General features: G+C 74.2%; 19 protein-coding genes and 1 riboswitch. Of the genes, 8 read left to right on the plus strand and 11 right to left on the minus strand.

Features of this window, described 5'->3' with window-relative positions; all coding sequences use genetic code 11:
• Positions 1-20 precede the first annotated feature (20 nt).
• The 4 genes from ACZ6EM_RS32740 to ACZ6EM_RS32755 form a co-directional block, all read right to left on the minus strand.
• Positions 21-722 carry a dienelactone hydrolase family protein gene (locus ACZ6EM_RS32740; protein WP_387688261.1) on the minus strand — a complete coding sequence of 234 codons (702 nt, stop codon included), beginning with the start codon at positions 720-722 and terminating at the stop codon, positions 21-23.
• Positions 723-779: 57 nt separating this feature from the next.
• Complete coding sequence (locus ACZ6EM_RS32745; protein ID WP_401045554.1) at positions 780-2,192, minus strand: sugar porter family MFS transporter; 1,413 nt, start codon at positions 2,190-2,192, stop codon at positions 780-782.
• Positions 2,193-2,309: 117 nt separating this feature from the next.
• Positions 2,310-3,059, minus strand: a complete 750-nt coding sequence (locus ACZ6EM_RS32750) for an FMN-binding negative transcriptional regulator (protein WP_401045551.1) — start codon at positions 3,057-3,059, stop codon at positions 2,310-2,312.
• Positions 3,060-3,073: 14 nt separating this feature from the next.
• A complete protein-coding gene (locus ACZ6EM_RS32755) occupies positions 3,074-3,745 on the minus strand; it encodes a pyridoxamine 5'-phosphate oxidase family protein (RefSeq protein ID WP_452178244.1) in 672 nt (223 codons plus the stop codon).
• Positions 3,746-3,779: 34 nt separating this feature from the next.
• Here ACZ6EM_RS32755 and ACZ6EM_RS32760 point away from each other — a divergent pair, with 34 nt between their 5' ends.
• Complete coding sequence (locus ACZ6EM_RS32760; protein WP_452178245.1) at positions 3,780-5,117, plus strand: aminotransferase class I/II-fold pyridoxal phosphate-dependent enzyme; 1,338 nt, start codon at positions 3,780-3,782, stop codon at positions 5,115-5,117.
• Positions 5,118-5,390: 273 nt separating this feature from the next.
• Complete coding sequence (locus ACZ6EM_RS32765; protein ID WP_401053769.1) at positions 5,391-6,590, plus strand: GDSL-type esterase/lipase family protein; 1,200 nt, start codon at positions 5,391-5,393, stop codon at positions 6,588-6,590.
• An 80-nt stretch (positions 6,591-6,670) separates the two neighbouring features.
• Here the strand turns inward: ACZ6EM_RS32765 and ACZ6EM_RS32770 are convergent, their stop codons facing one another.
• Positions 6,671-8,029: an NAD(P)/FAD-dependent oxidoreductase gene (locus ACZ6EM_RS32770; RefSeq protein ID WP_452178247.1), complete on the minus strand. Its 1,359-nt coding sequence runs from the start codon at positions 8,027-8,029 to the stop codon at positions 6,671-6,673.
• A 204-nt stretch (positions 8,030-8,233) separates the two neighbouring features.
• On the opposite strand from ACZ6EM_RS32770, the gene ACZ6EM_RS32775 reads away from it, so the two are divergent.
• The 3 genes from ACZ6EM_RS32775 (at position 8,234) to ACZ6EM_RS32785 (ending at position 9,940) form a co-directional block, all read left to right on the plus strand.
• Positions 8,234-8,989, plus strand: coding sequence for a HipA family kinase (locus ACZ6EM_RS32775; protein ID WP_359907824.1), 756 nt, complete (start codon positions 8,234-8,236; stop codon positions 8,987-8,989).
• Positions 8,986-9,402, plus strand: a complete 417-nt coding sequence (locus ACZ6EM_RS32780) for a DUF3037 domain-containing protein (protein ID WP_401048041.1) — start codon at positions 8,986-8,988, stop codon at positions 9,400-9,402. The genes ACZ6EM_RS32775 and ACZ6EM_RS32780 overlap by 4 nt, the downstream gene beginning before the upstream one ends.
• A gap of 82 nt (positions 9,403-9,484) precedes the next feature.
• Positions 9,485-9,940, plus strand: a complete 456-nt coding sequence (locus ACZ6EM_RS32785; protein ID WP_359907818.1) for a MarR family winged helix-turn-helix transcriptional regulator — start codon at positions 9,485-9,487, stop codon at positions 9,938-9,940.
• Between the two features lie 49 nt (positions 9,941-9,989).
• Here ACZ6EM_RS32785 and ACZ6EM_RS32790 read toward each other — a convergent pair whose 3' ends face one another.
• Entirely contained in the window at positions 9,990-12,119 is a 2,130-nt protein-coding gene (locus ACZ6EM_RS32790; RefSeq protein ID WP_465773959.1) for a HelD family protein, read from the minus strand.
• Between the two features lie 109 nt (positions 12,120-12,228).
• Here ACZ6EM_RS32790 and purB point away from each other — a divergent pair, with 109 nt between their 5' ends.
• On the plus strand, positions 12,229-13,668 hold the full coding sequence (gene purB, locus ACZ6EM_RS32795) for an adenylosuccinate lyase (protein WP_359907812.1): 1,440 nt from the start codon (positions 12,229-12,231) through the stop codon (positions 13,666-13,668).
• A 7-nt stretch (positions 13,669-13,675) separates the two neighbouring features.
• Here the strand turns inward: purB and ACZ6EM_RS32800 are convergent, their stop codons facing one another.
• Positions 13,676-15,217, minus strand: coding sequence for an MFS transporter (locus tag ACZ6EM_RS32800; RefSeq protein WP_465773960.1), 1,542 nt, complete (start codon positions 15,215-15,217; stop codon positions 13,676-13,678).
• A gap of 354 nt (positions 15,218-15,571) precedes the next feature.
• A riboswitch (cyclic di-AMP (ydaO/yuaA leader) is annotated at positions 15,572-15,709 on the plus strand.
• A 2-nt stretch (positions 15,710-15,711) separates the two neighbouring features.
• On the opposite strand from ACZ6EM_RS32800, the gene ACZ6EM_RS32805 reads away from it, so the two are divergent.
• Together ACZ6EM_RS32805 and ACZ6EM_RS32810 are read left to right on the plus strand one after the other, a co-directional pair.
• Complete coding sequence (locus tag ACZ6EM_RS32805; protein ID WP_380551407.1) at positions 15,712-16,704, plus strand: M23 family metallopeptidase; 993 nt, start codon at positions 15,712-15,714, stop codon at positions 16,702-16,704.
• Between the two features lie 387 nt (positions 16,705-17,091).
• On the plus strand, positions 17,092-18,642 hold the full coding sequence (locus ACZ6EM_RS32810; protein WP_465773961.1) for an APC family permease: 1,551 nt from the start codon (positions 17,092-17,094) through the stop codon (positions 18,640-18,642).
• A 63-nt stretch (positions 18,643-18,705) separates the two neighbouring features.
• Here ACZ6EM_RS32810 and ACZ6EM_RS32815 read toward each other — a convergent pair whose 3' ends face one another.
• The 4 genes from ACZ6EM_RS32815 to ACZ6EM_RS32830 all read right to left on the minus strand — a co-directional run bounded on the left by ACZ6EM_RS32815 (position 18,706) and on the right by ACZ6EM_RS32830 (position 21,937).
• Positions 18,706-19,425 carry a DUF2470 domain-containing protein gene (locus tag ACZ6EM_RS32815; RefSeq protein ID WP_465773962.1) on the minus strand — a complete coding sequence of 240 codons (720 nt, stop codon included), beginning with the start codon at positions 19,423-19,425 and terminating at the stop codon, positions 18,706-18,708.
• Positions 19,426-19,553: 128 nt separating this feature from the next.
• Positions 19,554-19,982 carry a RidA family protein gene (locus tag ACZ6EM_RS32820; protein WP_359907799.1) on the minus strand — a complete coding sequence of 143 codons (429 nt, stop codon included), beginning with the start codon at positions 19,980-19,982 and terminating at the stop codon, positions 19,554-19,556.
• A 34-nt stretch (positions 19,983-20,016) separates the two neighbouring features.
• Positions 20,017-20,766 (minus strand): IclR family transcriptional regulator, encoded by a 750-nt coding sequence (locus ACZ6EM_RS32825; protein ID WP_359907796.1) that lies wholly within the window; start codon positions 20,764-20,766, stop codon positions 20,017-20,019.
• A gap of 31 nt (positions 20,767-20,797) precedes the next feature.
• Positions 20,798-21,937: a sugar kinase gene (locus ACZ6EM_RS32830; RefSeq protein WP_401048843.1), complete on the minus strand. Its 1,140-nt coding sequence runs from the start codon at positions 21,935-21,937 to the stop codon at positions 20,798-20,800.
• Between the last annotated feature and the right edge of the window lie 156 nt (positions 21,938-22,093).

Here is a 22,093-nt window from a genome sequence, read left to right on the forward strand (position 1 = left end):
CATCGGCCGAGCTGGCCCCCTCAGCCGAGGTGGCCCCAGAGGAAGGTGAGGGTCCGGCGCCAGGCGATCCGGGCCTGGAGCGGGTCGTGGGTGCCGATCAGGTTCTCGTCGTTCATGAAGGCGTGCCCGGCCGGGTAGAAGTGGATCTCCGGGCGGACGTCGGTGGCCTCGCCGATCCGGATCGCCGCCTCGTCCACGGCGGCCATCGGGATCGAGCCGTCCAACTCGCCGAAGTGGCCGAGCACATGGGCGGTCAGTCCGCGGTAGTCGAAGTCCGGATCGGGCGGCAGGCCGTAGAACGGGACCACGGCGGCCACCTTGTCGCCGGCCCGGGCGGCCAGCAGCAGGGCGAAGCCGCCGCCCATGCAGAAGCCGACCACGCCGACCGCGTCGCCGACCACGCCGTCGAGGGCGAGCAGGTGGTCGACGGCCCCGGCCAGGTCCTCCACCGCCCGGTCGACCGGGAGCTCGCGCTTGAACCGGGCGGCCTCGGCGCCGTCGTGGGTGGTGGCGCCGCCGAACAGGTCGGGGGCCAGGACGGTGAACCCCTCGGCGGCGAAGCGGTCGGCCACGTCGGCGATGTGCGAGGTGAGCCCCCACCACTCCTGCACCACCACCAGGCCCGGCCCGACCCCCTGCGGCGGGCGGGCCAGGTAGCCGTGCGCGGTGCGGCCGTTGCTCGGGAAGGTGACGTTCTGCCGGGAGCCGCCCTCGTCAGGCATGGCTTCCTCTCGGTGGGTCGGGCCGCGTGCGGCGGGTGTTCGGCGGGGTGGGCCGGGTCAGCCCATCTCCTCCAGGGCACGGCCCTTGGTCTCCTTGATGCAGAAGACCACGAACGGGATGGAGAGCAGGGCGAAGGCCGCGTAGATGACGTACGTCGCCGAGAGGTTCCAGTCGGCGAGGTCCGGGAAGCTGACGGTGATCGCCCAGTTGGCGATCCACTGCGCCGAGGCGGCGACGGACAGCGCCAGCGCGCGGATCCGGTTGGGGAACATCTCGCCGAGCAGGACCCAGACCACCACGCCCCAGGAGAAGGCGAAGCAGAGCACGAAGACGTGCGCCGCGATCAGGGCGACGGTGGCGTGGGTGTTGTCCAGGGTGGCGGTGCTGCCGGTGCCCTCCCGGTAGGAGAACGCCCAGGCGGCGGTGCCCAGCGCGGCCGCCATGCCGATCGAGCCGGCCAGGGCGAGCGGCTTGCGGCCGATCCGGTCCACCAGGGCCATCGCGATCACCGTGCCGATCACGTTGATGATCGAGGTGGAGAGGCTGATCAGCAGCGAGTTGGACTCGTTGATGCCGACCGACTGCCACAGGAAGGACGAGTAGTAGAAGATCACGTTGATGCCGACGAACTGCTGGAACACCGAGGCGCCGATGCCGACCCAGACGATCGGCAGCAGGCCGAAGCGGCCGCCGAGCAGGTCCTTGAGCCGGGGCTTGTGGGCGGACTCCAGCACCGAGCGGATCTCCGCCACCCGGGCGTCCAGGTCCACGCCCTCGCCCTCGACCTCCGCCAGCACCTTGCGGGCCTGCTCCTCGCGGTGGTCGGCGATCAGGAAGCGCGGCGACTCCGGGATGGCGAGCGCCATCAGCCCGTACACCAGGGCCGGGATGGCCTCGACACCGAGCATCCACTGCCAGGCCTGGATGCCGCCGAGGTGGTTGGTGGACTCGCCGCCGGCGGCCTGGTTGAGCGCCCAGTTGGCGAGCTGGGAGACGGTGATGCCGAGCACGATAGCCATCTGCTGGAACGAGGCGAGCCGGCCGCGGTAGGCGGTCGGGGCGACCTCGGCGATGTAGGTGGGGGCGATCACCGAGGCGATGCCGATCGCGATGCCGCCGACCACGCGCCAGGCGGCGAGGGTCTCGATGTTCGGCGGGAACATCGAACCGATGCCGCTGGCCGCGAACAGTGCGGCGGCCAGCAGCATCGTGCGGACCCGGCCGAGGTGGTCGGCGAGCCGGCCGGCGAGCACCGCCCCCAGGGCCGAGCCGAGCAGGGCGATGGCCACCACGAAGGCGGTGGTGCCGTGGCCCACCGCGAAGTGCTTCTGGATGCCCGTCACGGCACCGTTGATCACCGCGCTGTCGTAGCCGAACAGGAAGCCGCCCATGGCGGCGGCCGCCGAGATGAACACCACGTGGCCGAGGTGGGCCTCGCCGGCCGCCCGTTGGCTGTTGACTGAGGACACGCGCGCTCCCGGGGGTCGACGGGCCCGCTCCGACGCCGAGTGGGCAGGGCTCGTCTCACATTCGAGCAGCGCGGCGGCCGACCTGCCCGAGTTGGCGGCCGACCGGGTGATCCGGGGTCAGCCGGTGGCGTGCGGCCCGTCGGTGCGCCGTCCGCTGGTGCGCGGGAGGTCGGAGTGCGGGGCGTTGTCCAGGGGGCCGGCGGGGCCCTGCGGTGCGGTGCGCGGTCCGTCGGTGCGCCGCCGGTGACGGCGGAGCAACTGGGCGCGGGCGGCGGCGTACTGGTCCCGGCCGCGCCCCGGGCCGCCGGCACGCTCGGCGAGCCGGTCGGCGATCGCGTACTGTGCCTCGGCCGGCTTCTTGTCGTCGTACTTGAACTTGGCCCGCACCTCGTCGACGGTCAGCCGGAGCGCGCGCAGCCCGGGCAGCTGCCGGGCCAACTCGCCCTCGCCGGGCACCACCCGGACCTCCGGCGTCTCCGGCTGGAAGTGCGCCAGCTGGCGGTTGAGGATCTCCGCCTTGCCGGCCGCGGACTCCACCACCTCGGCGGTGCAGTGGAAGTGGACCGAGGCGTAGTAGCTGGTGGGTGTGCCCGGTGCGCCGCGCCAGTGGCCCGGCGCGAAGGCGTAGCCGTCGGTGACCGCGAGGGTGACCTTCGGATCGGCCCGGACGGCGGCCAGCAGCGGGTTGGGCGCGGCGAGGTGGAGCAGGATCTCGCCGTGTTCGACGTCCAGCAGGAAGTGGGTCGGGACCAGCACCGGGCCCTCGCCGGGGCCGCCGTTGGCGGCGAGCAGGCCGAAGTCGCGGCCCTCGGCGAGCCAGGCCCGCCACTCGGCCTCGTCGCCGCGGTCCCAGGATCTGATCAGCACGGGTGCGCCTCCCGTCAGCGGGGGTAGCCGCGCAGGTGCGCGGGGAGCGGGACGGTGGTGCCGGGGTGCGGCTCGGGGGTGCCGTGCACCGCGGTGACCGGGATCAGGCCGGACCAGTACGGCAGGTCGGCGTCCTCCGGGTCGTCGTCGGCGCCGTCCTCGCGGGTCTTGGCCGAGACCTCGTCCAGCTCCAGCCGGAGGACGGCGGTCGCGGCGAGCTCCTTGGCGTTGGCCGGACGGACCTCGGCGGAGCGCCCCGGTATCGCGTGGTCGACCAGGGCGGCGAGCGCGATGTCCAGCTCCTCGGGGTCGGTGACCTGGTGCGCGGTGCCGTGGGCGACCACCGAGCGGAAGTTCACCGAGTGGTTGAACGCGGACTTGGTCAGCACCAGCGCGTCGACCTGGGTGACGGTGACGCAGACCGGCATGCCCTGCTCGCCGGAGGCGTTGCGCATCGGGCGGCTGCCGGTGGAGCCGTGGACGTAGAGCCGGCCGCCGACCCGGGCGAAGATCGTCGGCAGCACCACGGGGGCGCCGTCGACCACGAAGCCGAGGTGGCAGATGTAGGCACTGTCGAGGATGGCGTGGATCGCCTCCTGCTCCCAGGTGGCCCGGTCCCGGTAGCGGGTGGGGGTGGTCCTGGCGGTGCGGGAGTAGCTGGGCGACCCTTCCGGGGTGGCTGACATGACATCCTCTACGTACTAGTGCATAATTTGCTTTGTGCTAGGAGACTATCCGCTGAAGGGGCGACGCGCCAGCGAAATCGCGGCCCACATCGAGCAGGGCGTGAGCAGCGGGCGACTCGCCCCCGGAACCGCCCTGCCCCCGCTGCGCGACCTCGCCGCCGAACTGGGCGTCAACCCCAACACCGTCGCCGCGGCCTACCGGCTGCTGCGCGACCGCGGCGTGATCGAGACCGCCGGCCGCAAGGGCAGCCGCATCCTGCCCAGGCCCGCGCTCACCCCGCGCGACCAGATCCGCATCCCCGTCCCGCCGCACGCCCGCGACCTGTCCACCGGCAACCCCGACCCGGCCCTGCTGCCCGACCTCGCCCCGGCCCTCGCGGCCGCCGCCGAGGCCGCGCGCACCGACCCGGTGCTGTACGGGCACGCCGCCGTCGACCCGCAGCTGCTCGCGCTCGCCCGCGCCTCCTTCGAGGCCGACGGCCTGCCCGGCGGCCCGATCGCCGTCGCCTCCGGCTCGCTGGACACCATCGAACGGATCCTCGGCGCCCGGCTGCGCCCCGGCGACGCGGTGGCCGTCGAGGACCCGGGCTGGGGCAGCCTGCTCGACCTGCTGCCCGCGCTGGGCCTGAAGCAGGTGCCCGTCCGGCTGGACGACGAGGGCCCGCTGCCGGAGGCGCTGGCCGCCGCGCTGGCCGAGGGCGTCCGGGCCGTGGTGGTCACCAGCCGGGCGCAGAACCCGACCGGAGCGGCGCTCACCGCGCGGCGGGCCGAGGCGCTGAAGACCGTACTGGCCGAGCACCCCGGGGTGCTGCTGATCGAGGACGACCACGGGCACGGCATGGTCGACCAGCCGTACCACCCGCTGGTCGGCCCCGGCACCCGGAACTGGGCGGTGGTGCGCTCGGCGGCCAAGGCGTACGGGCCGGACCTGCGGGTCTCGGTGGCGGTCGGCGACGCGGAGACGATCGGGCGGGTGGCCGGCCGGATGCGGCTGGGCGCCGGCTGGGTCAGCCACCTGCTGCAGCGCACCGTCGCCGAGCTGTGGCGCGGCGACGCCGCGCCGGCGGACCGGGTGGCCGCCGCGTACCGGGCCCGGCGCGACGCGCTGCTGGGCGAGCTGGCGGCCCGTGGGATCGAGGCGCACGGGCGGAGCGGGCTGAACGTCTGGGTGCCGGTGCCGGACGAGACCTCGGTGCTGGCGGCCCTGGTGCAGCGTGGCTGGGTCGCGGCGCCCGGCGCGCGGTACCGGATCCAGTCGCCGCCCGGGCTGCGGTTCACCACGGCGCGGCTGGAGGCGGCGCAGGCGCGGGAGCTGGCGGAGGACCTGGCGGCGGTGCTGGGGGCGGGCGGGGGCGGGTCGCGGCTGGTGTGAGCCCGTGGGCCGGTGCGCCGTGGGCCGGGTGGGGCAGGTGTGGCGGGCGTGAACCGCGGGCGGCATCCGGTCGTCGCCCGCCCGCCTGGTCTGAACCCGGCGGTAACAAAAGCGGAAACCTCCCGCAGATGCCTAGCGGTGGCGAGCGCGGGCATGTCATCTTTCATCGCGCCACCGGCCGGCGGCCCACCCTCACCCAGGCATCCTCCCGTTCCCCATTCCTCGGGAGGATCGAGCCGCAGGAGTTCCGCAGTGCCCGAGAACCGTTCGAGCATGACCCGCAACACCCGCAGCACCCGCAGTACCCGTCGTCCCGGCCGGCGGCTGCTGGCCGCAGCCCTCGCGCTCCCGCTCGTCGTCGCGGGCCTGGCCGTCGCCTCGCCGGCCTCCGCCGCACCGGCCGCACCGGCCGCCGTGCCGTCCGGGCCCACCGCCAGCGTCACGCTCGGCGACAGCTACATCTCCGGCGAGGCCGGCCGCTGGAAGGGCAACTCGGCCGGCACCAGCGGCAGCCGCAACGGAACCGACCGGGCCTGGACCGGCAGTGCGTACGACGCCTCGCGGGTCTACGGCGCCACCGCCGCGAGCGGATGCGACCGCTCGGACGTCTCCGAGGTGCTCAGCGCCTCGACCGGGGCCCAGAACGAGATCGACCTGGCCTGCTCCGGAGCCGTCAGCGCGAACGTCTTCCGCGCCTCCAACGGCGGCCAGTCGCTCAAGGGCGAGGCCCCGCAGGCCGACCAACTCGCCACCGTGGCACGGCAGAACAACGTCAAGCTGATCACCCTGTCGATCGGCGGCAACGACCTGGGCTTCTCGGACGTCATCTCCACCTGCGTGAAGGACTACCTGGTCTGGTACTCCTACTGCCACTACTCCGCGCAGTCCCAGATCGACGACAGGATGCCCGCCGCGATGGCCGGGGTCGGCAAGGCGGTCGACGAGGTCCGCGCGGTGATGGCCGACGCCGGCTACGCGCAGTCGGACTACCGCCTGGTGCTGCAGTCCTACCCGTCGCCGATCCCGCGCAGCGCCGAGATGCGCTACCCGGAGAGCGGCTGGACCCGCTCCAACACCGGCGGCTGCCCGTTCTGGGACGGGGACGCCGACTGGGCCCGCGACTCCATGGTGCCGCAGATCTCCCGGGCGCTGGCGGGCGTCGCCGCTGCCAAGGGCGCGCAGTTCCTGGACCTGTCGGACATGCTGCAGGGCCGCGAGGTCTGTTCGACGGCCACCAAGCAGCCGACCGCGAGCACCGGCCCGTCCGCGACCACCAGCGAGTGGGCGCGCTTCCTGGACGGCGGGCTCAACTCCACGCAGGGCGTGCTGCAGGAGTCGATGCACCCCAACTACTACGGCCAGCAGGCGGTCGGGCGCTGCCTGACGCTGCTGTGGGCGCGTCCGAGCGGTGACTACGCGTGCCGCAACACGGCCGGGCAGGACGCGGGCGGGATGTACCTCACCGCTCGGTGACCGCGCGCCCGACGGCGCGCCGACCCCTGTGACACGGCGCCCCCGCAGCCTCGGCCGCGGGGGCGCCGTACGGCCGTCGCTCAGCCCTTGGCGAGCAGCGACTGGGCGTGCGCGCGGACCTGGTCCTTCGTCAGGTACGCGTCGGTGTACTCGAAGTCCTGCAGGCGGGCGGGCTGGCGGGCGAGGAAGCCGGTGCGGACGAAGTCGTCGCCCGCGGTCGCGTTGAGCAGCCAGTTGGCGCCCACCCGGAACTTGGCCGCGTTGGTCCGCATCGCCATCAGGTGGTAGCCGCGCGCCACCAGCTGGGCGGGCACCCCGCGCAGCTCCACGCCGAGCGGCTTGGAGACCGCGTCCTTGCCGCCGAGGTCGACGACCAGGCCCAAGTCCTTGTGGTAGTACGGCTCCAGGGGGCGGCCGTGGAGCGAGGCGATCAGGTTGTTCGCGACCGCGCGGCCCTGGCGGGCGGCGTGCTGGGCGGTCGGCGGGCAGACCGCGCCGTCGCCCTTGGCGAGGTCGGGGACGGCGGCGGCGTCGCCGATCGCGAACACGCCCTCGAACTGCGGCACCCGCATCTCCGCCGTCACGGCGAGCCGGCCGCGGACCGTCTCGGCGTCCAGGGTGCCGATCAGCGGGCTCGCGGCCACGCCGGCGGTCCAGATCAGGGTGCGGCAGGGGAGCACCCGGCCGTCGGTGAACTTGACGGTCTCGGCGCCGACCTCGGCCACCGAGACGCCCAGCGACACCTCGATGCCGCGCTCGCGCAGCACCTCCAGGGCGGCCTCGCCGAGCGGATCGCCCAGCTCCGGCATCAGCTTCGGGGCGATGTCGATCAGGTGCCACTTGATCTGCCGGGCGTCCAGGCGCGGGTAGCGGTGGGCGGCGGCGGTGGTCAGGCGCTGGAGGCAGGCGGCCGTCTCGGTGCCCGCGTAGCCGCCGCCGACGACCACGAACTGGAGCCGGGACTCGCGCTCCTTCTGGTCCAGGGTGGCGGAGGCGAGGTCGAGCTGGGCGATCACGTGGTCGCGGACGTAGGCCGCCTCGGCGAGCGTCTTCATGCCGCGGGCGTAGTCGGTGAGGCCGGGGATGTCGAAGGTGCGGGTGACGCTGCCGGGGGAGAGCACCAGGTGGTCGTACTTCTGCGCGACCACCTCGTCGGTGATCTTGCGGACGACGCACACCTTGGAGGCCGGGTCCACGCCGATGGCCCCGCCGGGGACGATGTGGGTGCGGCGCAGCGAGCGGCGCAGGGAGACGGCCACGGACTGCGGGGTCAGGACGCCGGCCGCGACATGGGGGAGGAGGGGGAGGTAGAGCTGGTAGCTGAACGGCGTGACCAGCGAGATCTCGGCCTCCGACGGTGACAGCTTGTGTTCGAGTCGGCGGGCGCACTCCAGGCCGGCGAAGCCACCGCCCACGATCAGGATCCGAGGTCGTTCCATCGCTCATCCCTTTGCCGTGAAGGTCCCCATTACTGTCCGCCACACTCGCACGGAGCAGCGGGGGCTGCCACCGGGGTGGGGCCGTGGGGGTGGGGGAGAGCGGTGGTGCGGCGGTGGGGGAGCAGCGGGGCGGGTGGGGGGAGAGTGGCGGCGCGGCGGTGGGGTCGGAGCGGGTGGGGCGGTGACACCGATAGGCTGTCGGCCGTGCTACCCGAGGTGACGGCGATCCGGTACGTGACGCCACTGCGAGAAGGCGGCTCGATGCCGGGCCTGGTCGAGGCCGACGATCGGCGGCTGTACGCGCTGAAATGGGTCGGTGCGGCGCAGGGCCGCAAGGCGTTGGTCGCGGAGGTGCTGGCCGGGGAACTCGGCCGGCGGCTCGGGCTGCCGGTGCCGGAGCTGGTGACGATCGACCTGGACCCGGTGCTCGCGCGCAGCGAGCCGGACCACCAGGTCCAGGACCAGATGCGGGCCAGCGGCGGGACCAACCTCGGGATGGCCTTCGTCAGCGGCGCGCTCAACTTCGACCCGCTCTGCTTCGAGGTGGAGCCGGAGCTCGCCGGGCAGGTGCTCTGGTTCGACGCGCTGATCGGCAACGTCGACCGCTCCTGGCGCAACCCCAACCTGCTGGTGGCCACCGGTGGGCTGCGGCTGATCGACCACGGCGCGAGCCTGATCTTCCACCACAACTGGCCGGGCGCCGCGTCCTGGGTCCGCCGTCCGTACGACGCCTCCGACCACGCGCTGCTGCGGGCCCGGCCGGACCTGGCGGCGGCCGACAAGGCGCTCGCGCCGCTCGCCGAGGCGGCGATCGAGGGCGCGGTGGCGCAGATCCCCGAGGTCTGGCTGGTGGACGAGTTCGGCTTCGACTCGCCCGACGAGGTGCGCGCCGCGTACCGTGCCCAGCTGACCGAGCGACTGGCCGGTCCGCGCGACTGGCTGCCGGAGGTGCCCGCATGACCGAGCCCGCGCTGTCCGCGCTGCCGGCCACCGTCGAACTGCACGACTACGAGTACGCCGTGATCCGCGCGGTGCCGAGGGTCGAGCGCGGCGAGTGCGTCAACGTCGGGGTGCTGCTGTACTGCCGGCAGAGCTCGCACCTGGCGGCCCGTACCCATCTGGACCAGGCCCGGCTGCTGGCGCTGGACCCGGTGGCGGACGTCCAGGGCGTGCGGCGGGCGCTGCACGGGATCGAGGCGGTCTGCCACGGCGGGCCGCAGGCCGGTCCGGCGGCGGGGGACAGCCCCGGGCAGCGGTTCCGCTGGCTGACCGCGCCGCGCAGTGCGATCGTCCAGCCGGGGTCCGTGCACACCGGGCTGACCGCGGATCCGGAGGCGGAGCTGCGGCGGTTGTTCGACCAACTGGTGCTCTGACACCTGGGGGCCGGGGCGGTTCGTCGACGGTTGCCCTGGTCAAAGCTTGAGATACTGAAGCACCTGGCCGTACGCTGGCCCCATGGGTTCGACAGCGACGACGACCGTACCGACCAACGCCGAGTTGATGGAGGCGTTGGCCGCCGTCGGTGCCGCGTACTTCCAGGACTTCGCGGCGGCCGCGGCCCGGCACGGGCTCTCCTCCTCGCAGGCCAAGGCGCTGGGCGCGGTGCAGGAGCCGGTGCCGATGCGGGCGCTGGCCGGCCGGCTGGGCTGCGACGCGTCGAACGTCACCGGGATCGTGGACCGGCTGGAGTCGCTGGGTCTGGCCAACCGGGAGGCGGCGGCCGGGGACCGCCGGGTGAAGATCGTGGTGATCACGGCCGAGGGCCGGGAGATCCTCAACCGCATCCGCGGCGAGATGGCCCGGACCCACCAGGCCTTCGAGGCGATGGACGACGAGCAGCGGATCGCGCTGCACTCCATCTGCGCCCAGGTGCTGCCGGTGCTGGCCGGCCGTACGGGCGGCGCGCAGTAGCGCGCGCAGAAGAGAACGCGCCGCCCGCGCCGCCCGCGCGCCGTCCCGGTCAGAGCAGCCCGGCGAGTTCCGGTGGCAGCGGCCGGTGGTGGAGCAGGCTGAGTGAGCGGGTGGTCCGGGTCAGGGCGACGTAGAGGTCGCGCGGGGCGAGTCCGGCCGGCTCGACGACGACCACCGCGTCGAACTCCAGCCCCTTGGCGTCCGCGACGGTGAGCGCGTCCAGCTCGGCCGCCAGGGTGGCCGGGGCGATCACGCCCAGGGTGCCCGGGCCGCCGGGCAGCCGGGTGAGCGCCGCGGCGAAGTCGCCGTCCGGGACGGGGACGGCGCGGGGCCGCTCGGTGCCCGGGCGGATGGACCCGGGCGGCCGGTGGTCGGGCAGGGCGGTGCGCAGCACGGCGGTGGCGAGGGCCATGACGGGCTCCGGCGTGCGGTAGTTGACGGTCAGCCGTTCCTCGCGCCAGCGGCCGGGCAGGTGCGGGTCGAGCATGTCGGCCCAACTGCGGGCGCCGGCGGGCGATCCGGTCTGGGCGAGGTCTCCCACGATGGTGAGCGAGCTGGTCGGGACGCGCCGCAGGACGGCGCGCCAGGCCATCGCGGACAGCTCCTGGGCCTCGTCCACGACGACGTGGCCGTACGCCCAGGTGCGGTCGGCGGCGGCGCGTTCGGCGGTGGAGCGGTACGGGCCGTTGTCACGGAAGCGCTCGGCGAGGGCGGCGGAGTCCAGCAGGGCGTCGTCGGTCTGCCCGGTGATGGTCAGCACGCCCTGGGCGAAGGCGAGTTCGTCCGGGTCGTCGTCGGTCGGGGTGGATTCCCCTGTCGTGCCGAGGAGTTCGGCGGCCTCGTCGAGCAGTGGGACGTCCTCGACCGTCCAGCCCGAGCCGGGCGGGCGGAGCAGGGCGGATGCCTGGTCGGGGGCCGTCTCGGTGAGCAACTCTCGGTCGGTGAGCAGTCGTTCGATCAGTTGCCGGGCGGTGAGCCGGGGCCAGAGCGGGTCGAGCGCGGCGCGGACGTCCGGCCGTTCCCACAGCTCGCGCGGGGCGTAGTGGGCCTCCTCGTCGTCGTACGGGCGGCCGAGGGTGAGTGCCTGGGCGATGGCGAGGGCGTCGAGCAGGGTGCTCAGGTAGAAGCGGCGGGCCCGGTTGTGCGGCAGCCGCAGGCCGCGGGCGGCGTCCCGGGCCTCGGCGCAGGCCCGGGCGGAGACCCGCAGCCCGTCGCCGAGGTCCAGGCCGTCGTCGGGGGCCGTCTGGTGGGCGGCCAGGGCGCGGCGGAGCACCCCGGCCATCCAGGGGCCGCCCTTGGCCAGGGCGGTGGCGGGCGCGTCGGTGCGGGTGGCGGTGACGCCGGGGAGGAGCTCGCCGACGGTGCGCAGCACCACCTCGGTCTCGCCGAGGGCGGGCAGCACCTGGTCGATGTACCGCAGGAAGCCGGGGTTGGGGCCGATCACCAGCACGCCCCGGCGCTCCAGTGCGGCGCGGTGGGTGAACAGCAGGTAGGCGGCGCGGTGCAGGGCGGCCAGCGTCTTGCCGGTGCCGGGGCCGCCCTGGACCACCAGGGCGCCGGGCAGCGGGGAGCGGATCACCCGGTCCTGCTCGGCCTGGATGGTGGCGACGGCGGTGCCCATCCGGCCGGTGCGCTCGCGGCCGAGGGCGGCGAGCAGTGCGGCCTCGCCGACCAGGCCGCGCCGGCCGGACTCGTCCAGCCCGGCGAGGTCGAGCGCCTCGTCGTCCAGACCGGTGAGGGTGCGGCCCCGGGTGTGCAGGTGGCGGCGGCGCACGACCGGGCCCGGACGGGCGGGGGTCGCGGTGTAGAAGGGGCGGGCGGCCGGGGTGCGCCAGTCGAGCAGCAGCGGTTCGTACGCGTCGTCGGTCAGGCCGGTGCGGCCGATGTAGTGGACGGTGCCGTCGCGCTCGTCGAGGCGGCCGAAGCACAGGCCGCGTTCGACCGCGTCCAGCCGGGCCGCGTGGCGGGCGGCCTCGCGGGCGCGCACCTCGCGTTCCAGCCGGGCCTGGTGGGTGCCGCCGGGGGTGGCTCCGTCGTGGGCGCCGTCGGCGACGCGGCGGGCCCGTTCGCGCACCGTGTCGAGCCGGGAGTAGAGCCGGGTGAGGCGGGCCTGCTCGGTGCGCAGGGCCGTGGCGAGGGCGTCGCCGGGGTTTCCCGCGGCCGCTGGATGTTCGCTCATCGGTGTGGTATCCTTGCGGTGAGAAGGTTGCGGTGCGCCATCTGAAAGGCGCTCAATTGACCCATCCTACCCCGGCCGCCGACGTTCGGCGTGACCTCGGCTGTTACTCTTGCGAAGCGTGAGCGCGAAGCCCCAGATCCCCAATGTCCTGGCCTCCCGGTACGCCTCGGCGACCCTGGCCCAGCTGTGGTCCCCCGAGCACAAGGTGGTCCTCGAGCGCCACCTGTGGCTCGCCGTCCTGAAGGCCCAGCAGGACCTCGGCGTCGAGGTGCCGGCCACCGCCGTCGCCGACTACGAGCGGGTGATCGACCAGGTCGACCTCGGCTCGATCGCCGCCCGTGAGCGGGTCACCCGCCACGACGTCAAGGCCCGGATCGAGGAGTTCAGCGACCTCGCCGGGCACGAGCAGATCCACAAGGGAATGACCTCCCGGGACCTGACCGAGAACGTCGAGCAGCTCCAGATCCGCCAGTCCCTGGAGCACGTGCGCGACCGCACGGTGGCCGTCCTGGTGCGTCTGGCCAAGCTGTCCGCCCAGCACTCCGAGCTGGTCATGGCCGGCCGCTCGCACAACGTGGCCGCGCAGGCCACCACCCTGGGCAAGCGGTTCGCGTCGATCACCGACGAGCTGCTGGTCGCCTTCCGCCGCCTGGAGGAGCTGATCGCCCGCTACCCGCTGCGCGGGATCAAGGGCCCGGTCGGCACCGCCCAGGACATGCTGGACCTGCTCGGCGGCGACACCGACAAGCTGGCCGAGCTGGAGCGCCGGGTCGCCGGGCACCTCGGCTTCGAGAACGTGCTGACCAGCGTCGGCCAGGTCTACCCGCGCTCGCTGGACTTCGAGGTGCTCACCGCCCTCGTCCAGCTGGCCGCCGCGCCGTCCAGCCTGGCCAAGACCATCCGCCTGATGGCCGGCCACGAGCTGGTCACGGAGGGCTTCAAGGAGGGCCAGGTCGGCTCCTCCGCGATGCCCCACAAGATGAACACCCGCTCCTGCGAGCGCGTCAACGGCCTGGCCGTCATCCTGCGCGGCTACGCCTCGATGACCGGCGAGCTGGCCGGCGACCAGTGGAACGAGGGCGACGTCTCCTGCTCGGTGGTGCGCCGGGTCGCGCTGCCGGACGCGTTCTTCGCCTTCGACGGCCTGCTGGAGACCTTCCTGACCGTCCTCGACGAGTTCGGCGCCTTCCCCGCCGTGATCGAGGCCGAGCTGGACCGTTACCTGCCGTTCCTCGCCACCACGAAGGTGCTGATGGGCGCGGTGCGCGCGGGCGTCGGCCGGGAGACCGGGCACGAGGTCATCAAGGAGCACGCCGTCGCCTCCGCGCTGGCGATGCGTGCGGGCGCCCGGGAGAACGAGCTGCTGGACCGGCTGGCCGCCGACGAGCGGATCCCGCTGGACCGGGCCGCGCTGGACGCGCTGCTGGCCGACCGGCTGTCCTTCACCGGCGCGGCCGGTGCCCAGGTCGCCGAGGTCGTCCGCCAGGTGGAGGCCGTCGCGGCCGCCTACCCGGAGGCCGCCAAGTACGCGCCGGCCGACATCCTCTGACGCTCGGTCAGTTCAGAGTCGAGGGCCCTGCCGCCGGACCGGTGGCGGGGCCCTCGCGCGTCGTGGGGACGTGGCCGGGGTCGAGCGGCGGGGCGGTCGGTCCGCACGGCCAGTCGCAGTTCGGCTCGGCCACCGGCTGCTCCTCGGGGGCGAGCACATTGCCCCGTACGGTCGCGGAGGCGATCAGCCCGCCGGCCACCAGGAGGCCCGCGCAGATCAGCATCGCGGTGTGGAAGGCGGAGTCGACTGCGGCGGGCACCCGGTAGGCGTCGCCGCTCAGCCCGGCCAGCGCCGGCAGGGCGGCCACCGCGAGCAGGCCGGCCGCGCGGGCGGCGGCGTTGTTGACCCCGCTGGCGATGCCGGCGTGCCGGACCTCGACGGCGGCCAGCACGGTCGCCGTCAGCGGCGCGACCAGCAGCGTCATCCCGCAGCCCATCACCGTGACGGCGGGCAGCACGTCCACCCAGTACGAGGAGCCGGGGCCGATGCGCAGCATCAGCAGCACCCCGGCGGCGCACAGCAGGGGGCCGACGGTCAGCGGGACGCGCGGGCCGATCCGTTTGCCGAGGCGCCCGGCGCGCGCGGACAGCGCCAGCATCAGCACGGTGATCGGCACCAGGGCGAAGCCCGAGACCAGCGGCGAGAACCCGGACACGATCTGGAGCTGCACCACCAGCAGGAAGAAGACGCCGCTGAACGCCGCGTACACGCACAGGGTGACCAGGTTCACCGCGGTGAACAGCCGGGAGGAGAACAGCCCGAGCGGCAGCATCGGTTCGGGCGCCCGGCGCTCGACGGCCACGAAGGCGACGCCGAGCACCACCCCGATCACCCCGCTGACCCAGACCGCCGGGGACAGGCCCTCGCCCGCCGCGGTCAGCGCGTAGGTGATCGCGCCGAGCGCGAGGGCGGCGAGCACGGCGCCGAGCACGTCGAAGCGGCCGGTGGCGGCCTCGTCCCGGGTCTCCGGCACCGACCGGGTGGTCACCGCGATCACGGCGGCGGCGAGCGGCAGGTTCAACAGGAAGATCCAGCGCCAGCCGGGGCCGTCCACCAGCCAGCCGCCGAGGAAGGGGCCGATCGCGGCGGACACCCCGCCGAGGCCGGACCAGAGCCCGACCGCGGCCGAGCGGTCGTCGGGGTGGAAGACGGCCTGGAGCATGGCGAGCGAGCCGGGGGTGAGCAGCGCCCCGCCGATGCCCTGGACGGCGCGGGCGGCGATCAGCACGTGGATGTTCGGCGCCGCGGCGCAGGCCGCGGAGGCGATGGCGAACCAGACCACGCCGATCAGGAAGACCTTGCGCCGCCCGTACCGGTCGCCGAGCGCGCCGCCGAGCAGGATCAGGCCCGCCAGGGTGAGCAGATAGGCGTTCAGAGTCCATTGCAGGGACGCCAGGGAGGCGCCGAGGTCGGCGCCGATCCGGGGCAGGGCGACGTTCACCACGGTGCCGTCGAGCATCGCCATGCTGGAGCCGAGCACGGTCGCCAGTAGTACCCAGCGACCCTGCGCGGTGCCCAGGCGCAGGGTGCCGGCCTCGGAGGTGGCCACGGGCGAATCCTGCGCTGCCGGGGCGCACGTGACAAGGGTCACCGGTGGGTGTGTTGACGGTCGGCGGTGCGTGAACGGGTGACTGCGGTCCGTCGCCGATCTCGGCGCAGGGTCGTGGATCAGTGGCGGGGGGTGAATGGGTTGTGTACGCACCGTGGGGCCCGGTCTGCGGAGGGTCACCGGAACGGGGGAGATGGTTGCCCTTTCAAGAGATCGACATTGCTTCACCCGAACGGATGGGTTTTAGTTCAGCGACCGCCCGGCCAGTCCGGACGGATCCACCGGGTGGAACGCCGAGTCCTGCCGCTGCCCGGTGGTTCGAAACGAACTCTGTACGGCAGGAGCGGGGGACCCACAGGTAAGTCGCCGGACCGGAGTTCGCGCCTCAGGGCGCGGGCGTCCAGGACCGGCTAGGGGTGAAGCCGCGCATGCGGCCGGGCAACTCCAGCCCGAACCCGACAGCTCACCTCGCAGGCGTCGGAGAGGAAAATTCCATGCCTGCTCAGGCTCGTCGTATCGCCCTGCCCCGCGCCGCCCGTATCGGCATCGCGACCGCCGTCACCGGTGTCTCCTTCGCCCTCCCGCTCGTCACCGCGGTGAGCGCCCAGGCCCACACCGTTCCGGCCGCCCCGGCCGCGCAGGCCGCCGCCTCCACGGACGCCAAGTCGGCCGCGCCGGCCGCTGCCCCGGCCACCCCGGCCGCGCAGGAGAGCTACCGCGTCGTCAGCGGCGACACCCTGTCCAAGATCGCCGACGCCAAGAACGTCGAGGGCGGCTGGCACGCGCTGTACGAGCAGAACCGCTCGGTCGTCGGTGCCAACCCGAACCTGATCTTCCCGGGCCAGCAGCTCGCGCTGTCGGGCCACGCCGCCGCGCCGGCCGCCGACGCCGCCCCGGCCAAGCCGGCCGCCCCGGCGAAGCCCGCCCAGCCGGCCGCTCCGGCGACCCAGGCCGCCAAGCCGCAGGCCCAGGTCCAGGTGAAGACCGAGGCCGCCAAGCCCTCCGCCCAGCTCCAGACCCAGCTGCAGGTCGCCGCTCCGGCCGCGGTCGTGACCGCCACTCCGGTCGCCGCCGCCACCTCCGGCTTCGTCGCCCCGCTGGCCAACCCGAAGCTCGGCACCGCCTACGGCGTGGCCGGCTCGATGTGGGCCTCCGGCCACCACACCGGCCAGGACTTCGTCGCCTCCACCGGCACCCCGCTGCGCGCCGTCGCCAACGGCGTCGTGGTCAAGGCCGGCAACGGCGGCGCCTACGGCAACGAGGTCGAGATCAAGCTCGCCGACGGCCACTACGCCGAGTACGCGCACCTCTCCTCGATCGGCGTGAGGATCGGTCAGGCCGTCACCGTCGGCCAGCAGATCGGCCTCTCCGGCGCCACCGGCAACGTGACGGGCCCGCACCTGCACTTCGAGATCCGCAACGGCTCGGAGTACGGCTCGGACATCAACCCGGTCGCCTACCTGCGCGCGCACGGCGTCGCGCTCTGACCCGGGGCCGCTGAGCCCCGAGGGTTTTCGGAACCACCGCTGCTGCGGGGCGAATCGATCCTCCGGGATGGTCATGTCGGGTGACCGCTCGACCGGGTGATCGCCGCACGGCGGACATGGGCGCGGGACACGCCCAGGCCGGCCCGGCCGTACGAGGACCTCCTCGTGCGGCCGGGCCGGCCGCTGCCGTTTCCGGGCCCGTCCGGTCGTGCCCCGGCCGTCCGGCGGGTTCCGGAGCGTCGTTCGACCGGTCGAACGTGGCGTCAACTCGACTGCTCCGGCGGGCCGTCGGCCCGATCGCTGGGCTGCTCCGGCGCGCCATGCTGTCGGACGGTCAGCGTCCGGCCGGTCCGGCGGTCGGGCGGGTCCGGGAGGCGAGGAGGCCGGATGGCGGTCCGGAGCGGGGACGTGGCGGGGGAGAGGGCCGGGCGGGAGCGGCCGGGGACGGGCGGCGTCGACCGGCTGAAGGCGGACTCGGTCGGCCTGGTCGGCGTGGTGTTCATGGCACTCGCCACCGCCGCCCCGATCACCGCGATGACGGGCAACCTGCCGATCATCGTCGGGCAGGGCAACGGCGCCGGCGCGCCCGCCGCGTACATCGTGGCGACCGTGGTGCTGACGGTGTTCTCGGTCGGGTACGTGGCGATGGCCCGGCACATCACCGCGGCCGGCGCGTTCTACGGCTACGTCTCGCACGGGCTGGGCCGGGTGGTCGGGATGGCCTCGGGGCTGCTCGCGGTGCTGGCGTACGTCGTCACCGAGGCCTCGGCCCTCGGCTTCTTCGCGTACTCGCTGCGCGGACTGGTCCGTTCGCAGCTGGGGGTGGACCTGGGCTGGGGCTGGTACGCGCTGTTCGGGGCGACGGTGATCGGGGTGATGGCCTGGTTCGACCTGCACCTGACGGCCAAGGTGCTCGGGGTCGCGCTGGTGCTGGAGATCGGGGTGCTGGGGGCGGTCTCGTTCGCGGTGCTGTTCTCCGGCGGCGGGCCGGACGGGATCGTGGTCGAGGCCGTGAACCCGCTGAACGCGCTGAGGGGGGTGGGGGGTTCGGGCGCGGCGGCGGCCGGGCTCGGCCTGTTCTTCGCGTTCTGGTCCTGGGTGGGATTCGAGTCCACCGCGATGTACGGCGAGGAGTCCCGCGACCCCAAGCGGGTGGTGCCGCGGGCGACGCTGGTGTCGGTGATCGGTGTCGGGCTGCTCTACGTCTTCGTGTCCTGGATGATCGTGTCCGGCAACGGCGTCGGGCGGGCGGTCGCGGTGGCGAGCGGCGCCGTGCCGGGCAAGGACGGCAACAGCCTGTTCTTCGACCCGCTCGGCGCGCACCTGGGGGCCTGGGCGGTGAAGGTGTTCCAATGGCTGGTCGTCACCGGCTCGTTCGCCTGCGCGATGGCCTTCCACCAGTGCGCGGCCCGGTACCTGTACGCGATCGGCCGGGAGGGGCTGCTGCACCCGGCGCTCGGCCGCACCCATGCGCGGCACGGTTCGCCGCACGTCGCCTCGGTGGTGCAGTCGGTGATCGCGGTGGGGCTGGTGGCGGGGTTCCTGGCGGCCGGGATGGACCCGTACGTGCACCTGTACACGCTGCTGGCGCTGCTCGGGACGATGGCGATCCTGGTCGTGCAGACGCTCTGCTCCTTCGCCGTGGTCGGGTACTTCCACGTGCGGGGGCGGCACCCGGAGACCGCGCACTGGTTCCGGACGCTGGCCGCACCGCTGGTGGGCGGGGTGGCGATGGCCGGGGTGGTGGTGCTGCTGGTGCTCAACAAGGACGCCGCGGCCGGGGCGGCGGCGCACACGCTGCTGTTCCGGCTGATCCCGTACCTGGTGATCGGGGTGTTCGCGGGCGGGGTCGGGCTGGCGCTGGCGGTGCGCCGTTGGCGGCCGGAGCTGTACGCGCGGATCGGGCGGGTGGTGCTGGAGGACGCGGTCGAGCGGTGACCGGGCGGGTGGTGCTGGGGCGCGGTCGAGGGGTGACCGGCCGGCGCTCGCGGTGCGCCGGGTTCAGCGCCGGTGGACCGGCAGGCCGTACTGGGCGGCGGCCAGCAGCGCGTGCATCCGGTGGCCGAAGTCCTCGGTGTCCCGGGCCGGTTCGGGGAAGACCAGGCGGACGTCGCGGTGGCCGTGCGGGTGGTCCAGGCGCAGCACCAGGCCGTAGCGGTCCAGGGCGAGCGGGCGGACCTCGGGGTCGTGGGTGAGCACGGCCGGGTCGAGCAGCCGGGTCAGGACGTCGAGCGCCTCGGCGTGGTCGTCGGCGAAGTGGGTGAGCAGCGCGGCCTCGTGCCGGGCCAGCGGGTCGGGGCCGGCGAGCGCGAGGTCGGCGGCGGTGATCGCGCCGGTGCCGTACGGGGTGGCGAGGACGGCGTGGGCGATGTCCACCCGCAGGTGCACGCCGAGGCCGTCGTCGGCGAGGTGGGCCAGGTGGAGCCGGCCGGCCAGGGTGAGGCGGGCGCGGACCCGGTCGCGGACGGCGACGGGGGCGTTGTCGGTGACGTCGAGGACGACGGCGAGACCGTCGGCGGCGCCGATGACGGCCGTGGTGAGCGGGTCGTCCAGGGCGGTGCGCAGGCGCAGCCGGGAGCCGTGCACGGAGACCGGGGTGTTCAGGTGGTGGTGCTCGCCGAGGGCGCGGACGGTGAGTGAGGAGGTCGTGCCGAGCAGGCTGTGGATCCGTTCGGCGGTGGTGGGCTCGGGGACCTCGGTGTCGCCGGTGGGCAGGCTCATGGACGGACCTCCAGTTAATTAGGTGAGCCTAACCTAATGTGCGGGTGGGGGTGTGGCAAGCAGGCCGCCGGACGGGCGAAGGGCCCGGACGCGACTGCGGCGTCCGGGCCCTTCGGTGCGGCGGTGCGTCAGCCGACGACGGCCTGGGCGTCGATCTCGACCAGCATCGGCTCCTGCGGCAGCTCGACGAAGACGGTGGTGCGGCACGGCTTCACGCCGCCGGGCTTGATGTTCTCGTCGATGAACTCGGCGTAGACCTCGTTCATCAGCGGGAAGTCGGCGCGCTTGGTCAGGTAGACGCGGAACATCACCACGTCCTCGACGGTGGCGCCGCCGGCCTCGACGATGGCCTTGACGTTCTCCAGGGTGCGGCGGGTCTGCGCCTTCACGTCGCCGTGGTGCAGGTACTCGCCGGTGGCCGGGTCCTGCGGGCCCTGGCCGGAGACCTGGAGGATCGGACCCTTGCGGACGCCCTGGGAGAACATCCAGGCGGGAGCGGGGGCGCCGTCGGTGCGGATCTCGGTCTTCTCGCCGTTCCGGAGGTGCTCGGAGGTCATGGGATTCGGATTCCTTAACTGTGTCGACGGTTCGTCAGTTGTGGTCGGGGCGGCCGCAGTCGGCCGAGACGGCGCGGGTGGTGGCGAGCAGCTGCGGGAGCAGGTCCAGCACCTGCTCGTACGGCAGGACGACGTCCGGAACGGAGATCGAGGCGGCGGCCACCACCCGGCCGCTGGCGTCCCGGACGGGCGCGGCCACGCAGTTGATGAAGGCCTCGTGCTCGGCGTGGTCCTGCGCCCAGCCCTGGGCGGCGACCTTCTCCAGCTCGGCGAGCAGGGCCTCGGGGGTGGTCAGGGTACGCGCGGTGTGCGGGGTGAAGTCGATCCCGGCCACCACCCGGCGCCGCTCGGGCAGCGGCAGGTCGGCGAGCAGCACCTTGGAGACGGCGGCGCTGTGCAGGGCGGCGCGCAGGCCGATCCGGGAGTACATCCGCACCGGGTGGCGGGAGTCGAACTTGTCGATGTAGACCACCTCGCCGCCCTCGTAGGCGGCCAGGTGCACGGTCTGGCCGGTGGCGGCGTTCAGCTCGGCCAGGTGCGGGGCGGCGATCCGGCGCACGCCGCGCTGCTCCAGGGCCAGGCCGGAGAGTGCGAAGAGGCCGGCGCCCAGGTGGTAGCGGTAGCTCGCGTCGCGATAGACGAATCGTTCCTCTTCGAGGCTCTGGAGCAGTCGGAGGACGGTCGTCTTGTGGACGCCGAGCACCTCGGCGAGCTGGTCGAGGGAACGCTCGCCCTCGCCGAGCTCGGCGAGGATGCGCAGGGCGCGGGTGACGGTCTGACTCATCGTGCTCCGCTTCGAGGGCCGGGGTTCCCGCTCATTGTGCCCGGGCCCGGTCGGCGGACGGTGGCGGTCCGGCGGACGGTGTGCGGTCGGCGGGGCGCGCGCCGTCGGTGGGCAGGGCCGGGCCGGTGATGCCCTCCGCGGTGACCCGGGTGGCGGCCCACTGGGCGGGGGAGGCGTCGAGCAGCGCGGCCACCACGGCGGCGTCCGGCAGCTCGGCCTGGTCGCCGTGGGCGGTCAGCGCGCAGGCGGCGCTCAGGTGGCCGAGCCGCAGCCGGCGCCGCTGGTCCAGGCCCCGGACGGTGCCGGCCAGGTAGCCGGCCGCGAAGGCGTCGCCCGCGCCGGTCGCCTCGACCACCTCGACCGCGAGGGCCGGCTCGGTGACCGCCGTGCCGTCCCGTTCCAGGGCGGTCACCTGGCGGGCGGCGTCCTTGACCACGAGGGTGGCCGGGGCGGGGAAGCGGCGGCGCAGGGCGGCCGGGTCGCCGGTGCCGAAGGCGGCCTCGGCCTCGTCGGCGCCGAGCAGCAGCAGGTCGGCGGCGTTCAGCAGCGGCGGCAGCACGGCCGGGTCGCGCTCGCGCCAGAGCGAGGGGCGCCAGTTGAGGTCGAAGCTGACCAGGCGGTGCGGGCGGCGGTCGGCGAGCAGGGCGCGCAGCAGGGCGAGGCAGTCGTCGGAGAGCGCGGCGGTGATCCCGGACAGGTGGAGCAGCCGGGCGCCGGCCAGCAGGGCGGCGGCGGCCGGGTCGGCGAGCAGGTCGGGGGAGAGCGCGGCGGCCGCGGAGCCGCGCCGGTGGTAGTGCAGCCTGCTGCGGCCGGGCCCGAGGTCGTGGTGGTCGCCGGTGCTTCCGCCGACCTCCTTGAGGTAGAGGCCGGTCGGGCGGTGCGGGTCGACCGCGACCGCCGAGACGTCCACGCCGCGGGCGGCCACCTCGGCGAGCAGCCGGCGGCCGAAGCCGTCGTCGCCGACCCGGCTGATCCAGGCGGTCGGCACGCCGTGGGCGGCCAGTGCGCCCGCCACGTTGGACTCCGCTCCGCCGACCGAGAGCCGGAAGCTCTCCACCGACTCCAGCGGGCCCGGGCGGTCCGGCAGCAGGACGGCCATCGACTCGCCCACGCACACGGCCGTCGGGGGAGGACCGGGGCGGGTCGGGCCCTGGGTGTCCTGTCGCGGCATGTGCGGGGCTCCTCGTCTGCGGCCGTTCCGTCGAGAGCGGGCCCACCGGGCCGACTCCGCTGCGTGTGAGCGTGTGAGTGCCGCGTCGTCCGAGAGCGCTCACGTGAGCCGACCCCGTTGACCGGGAGTCGGGTCCGTTGACCTTGATCCGGCGCC

Source organism: Kitasatospora sp. NPDC041917 (assembly GCF_055589745.1).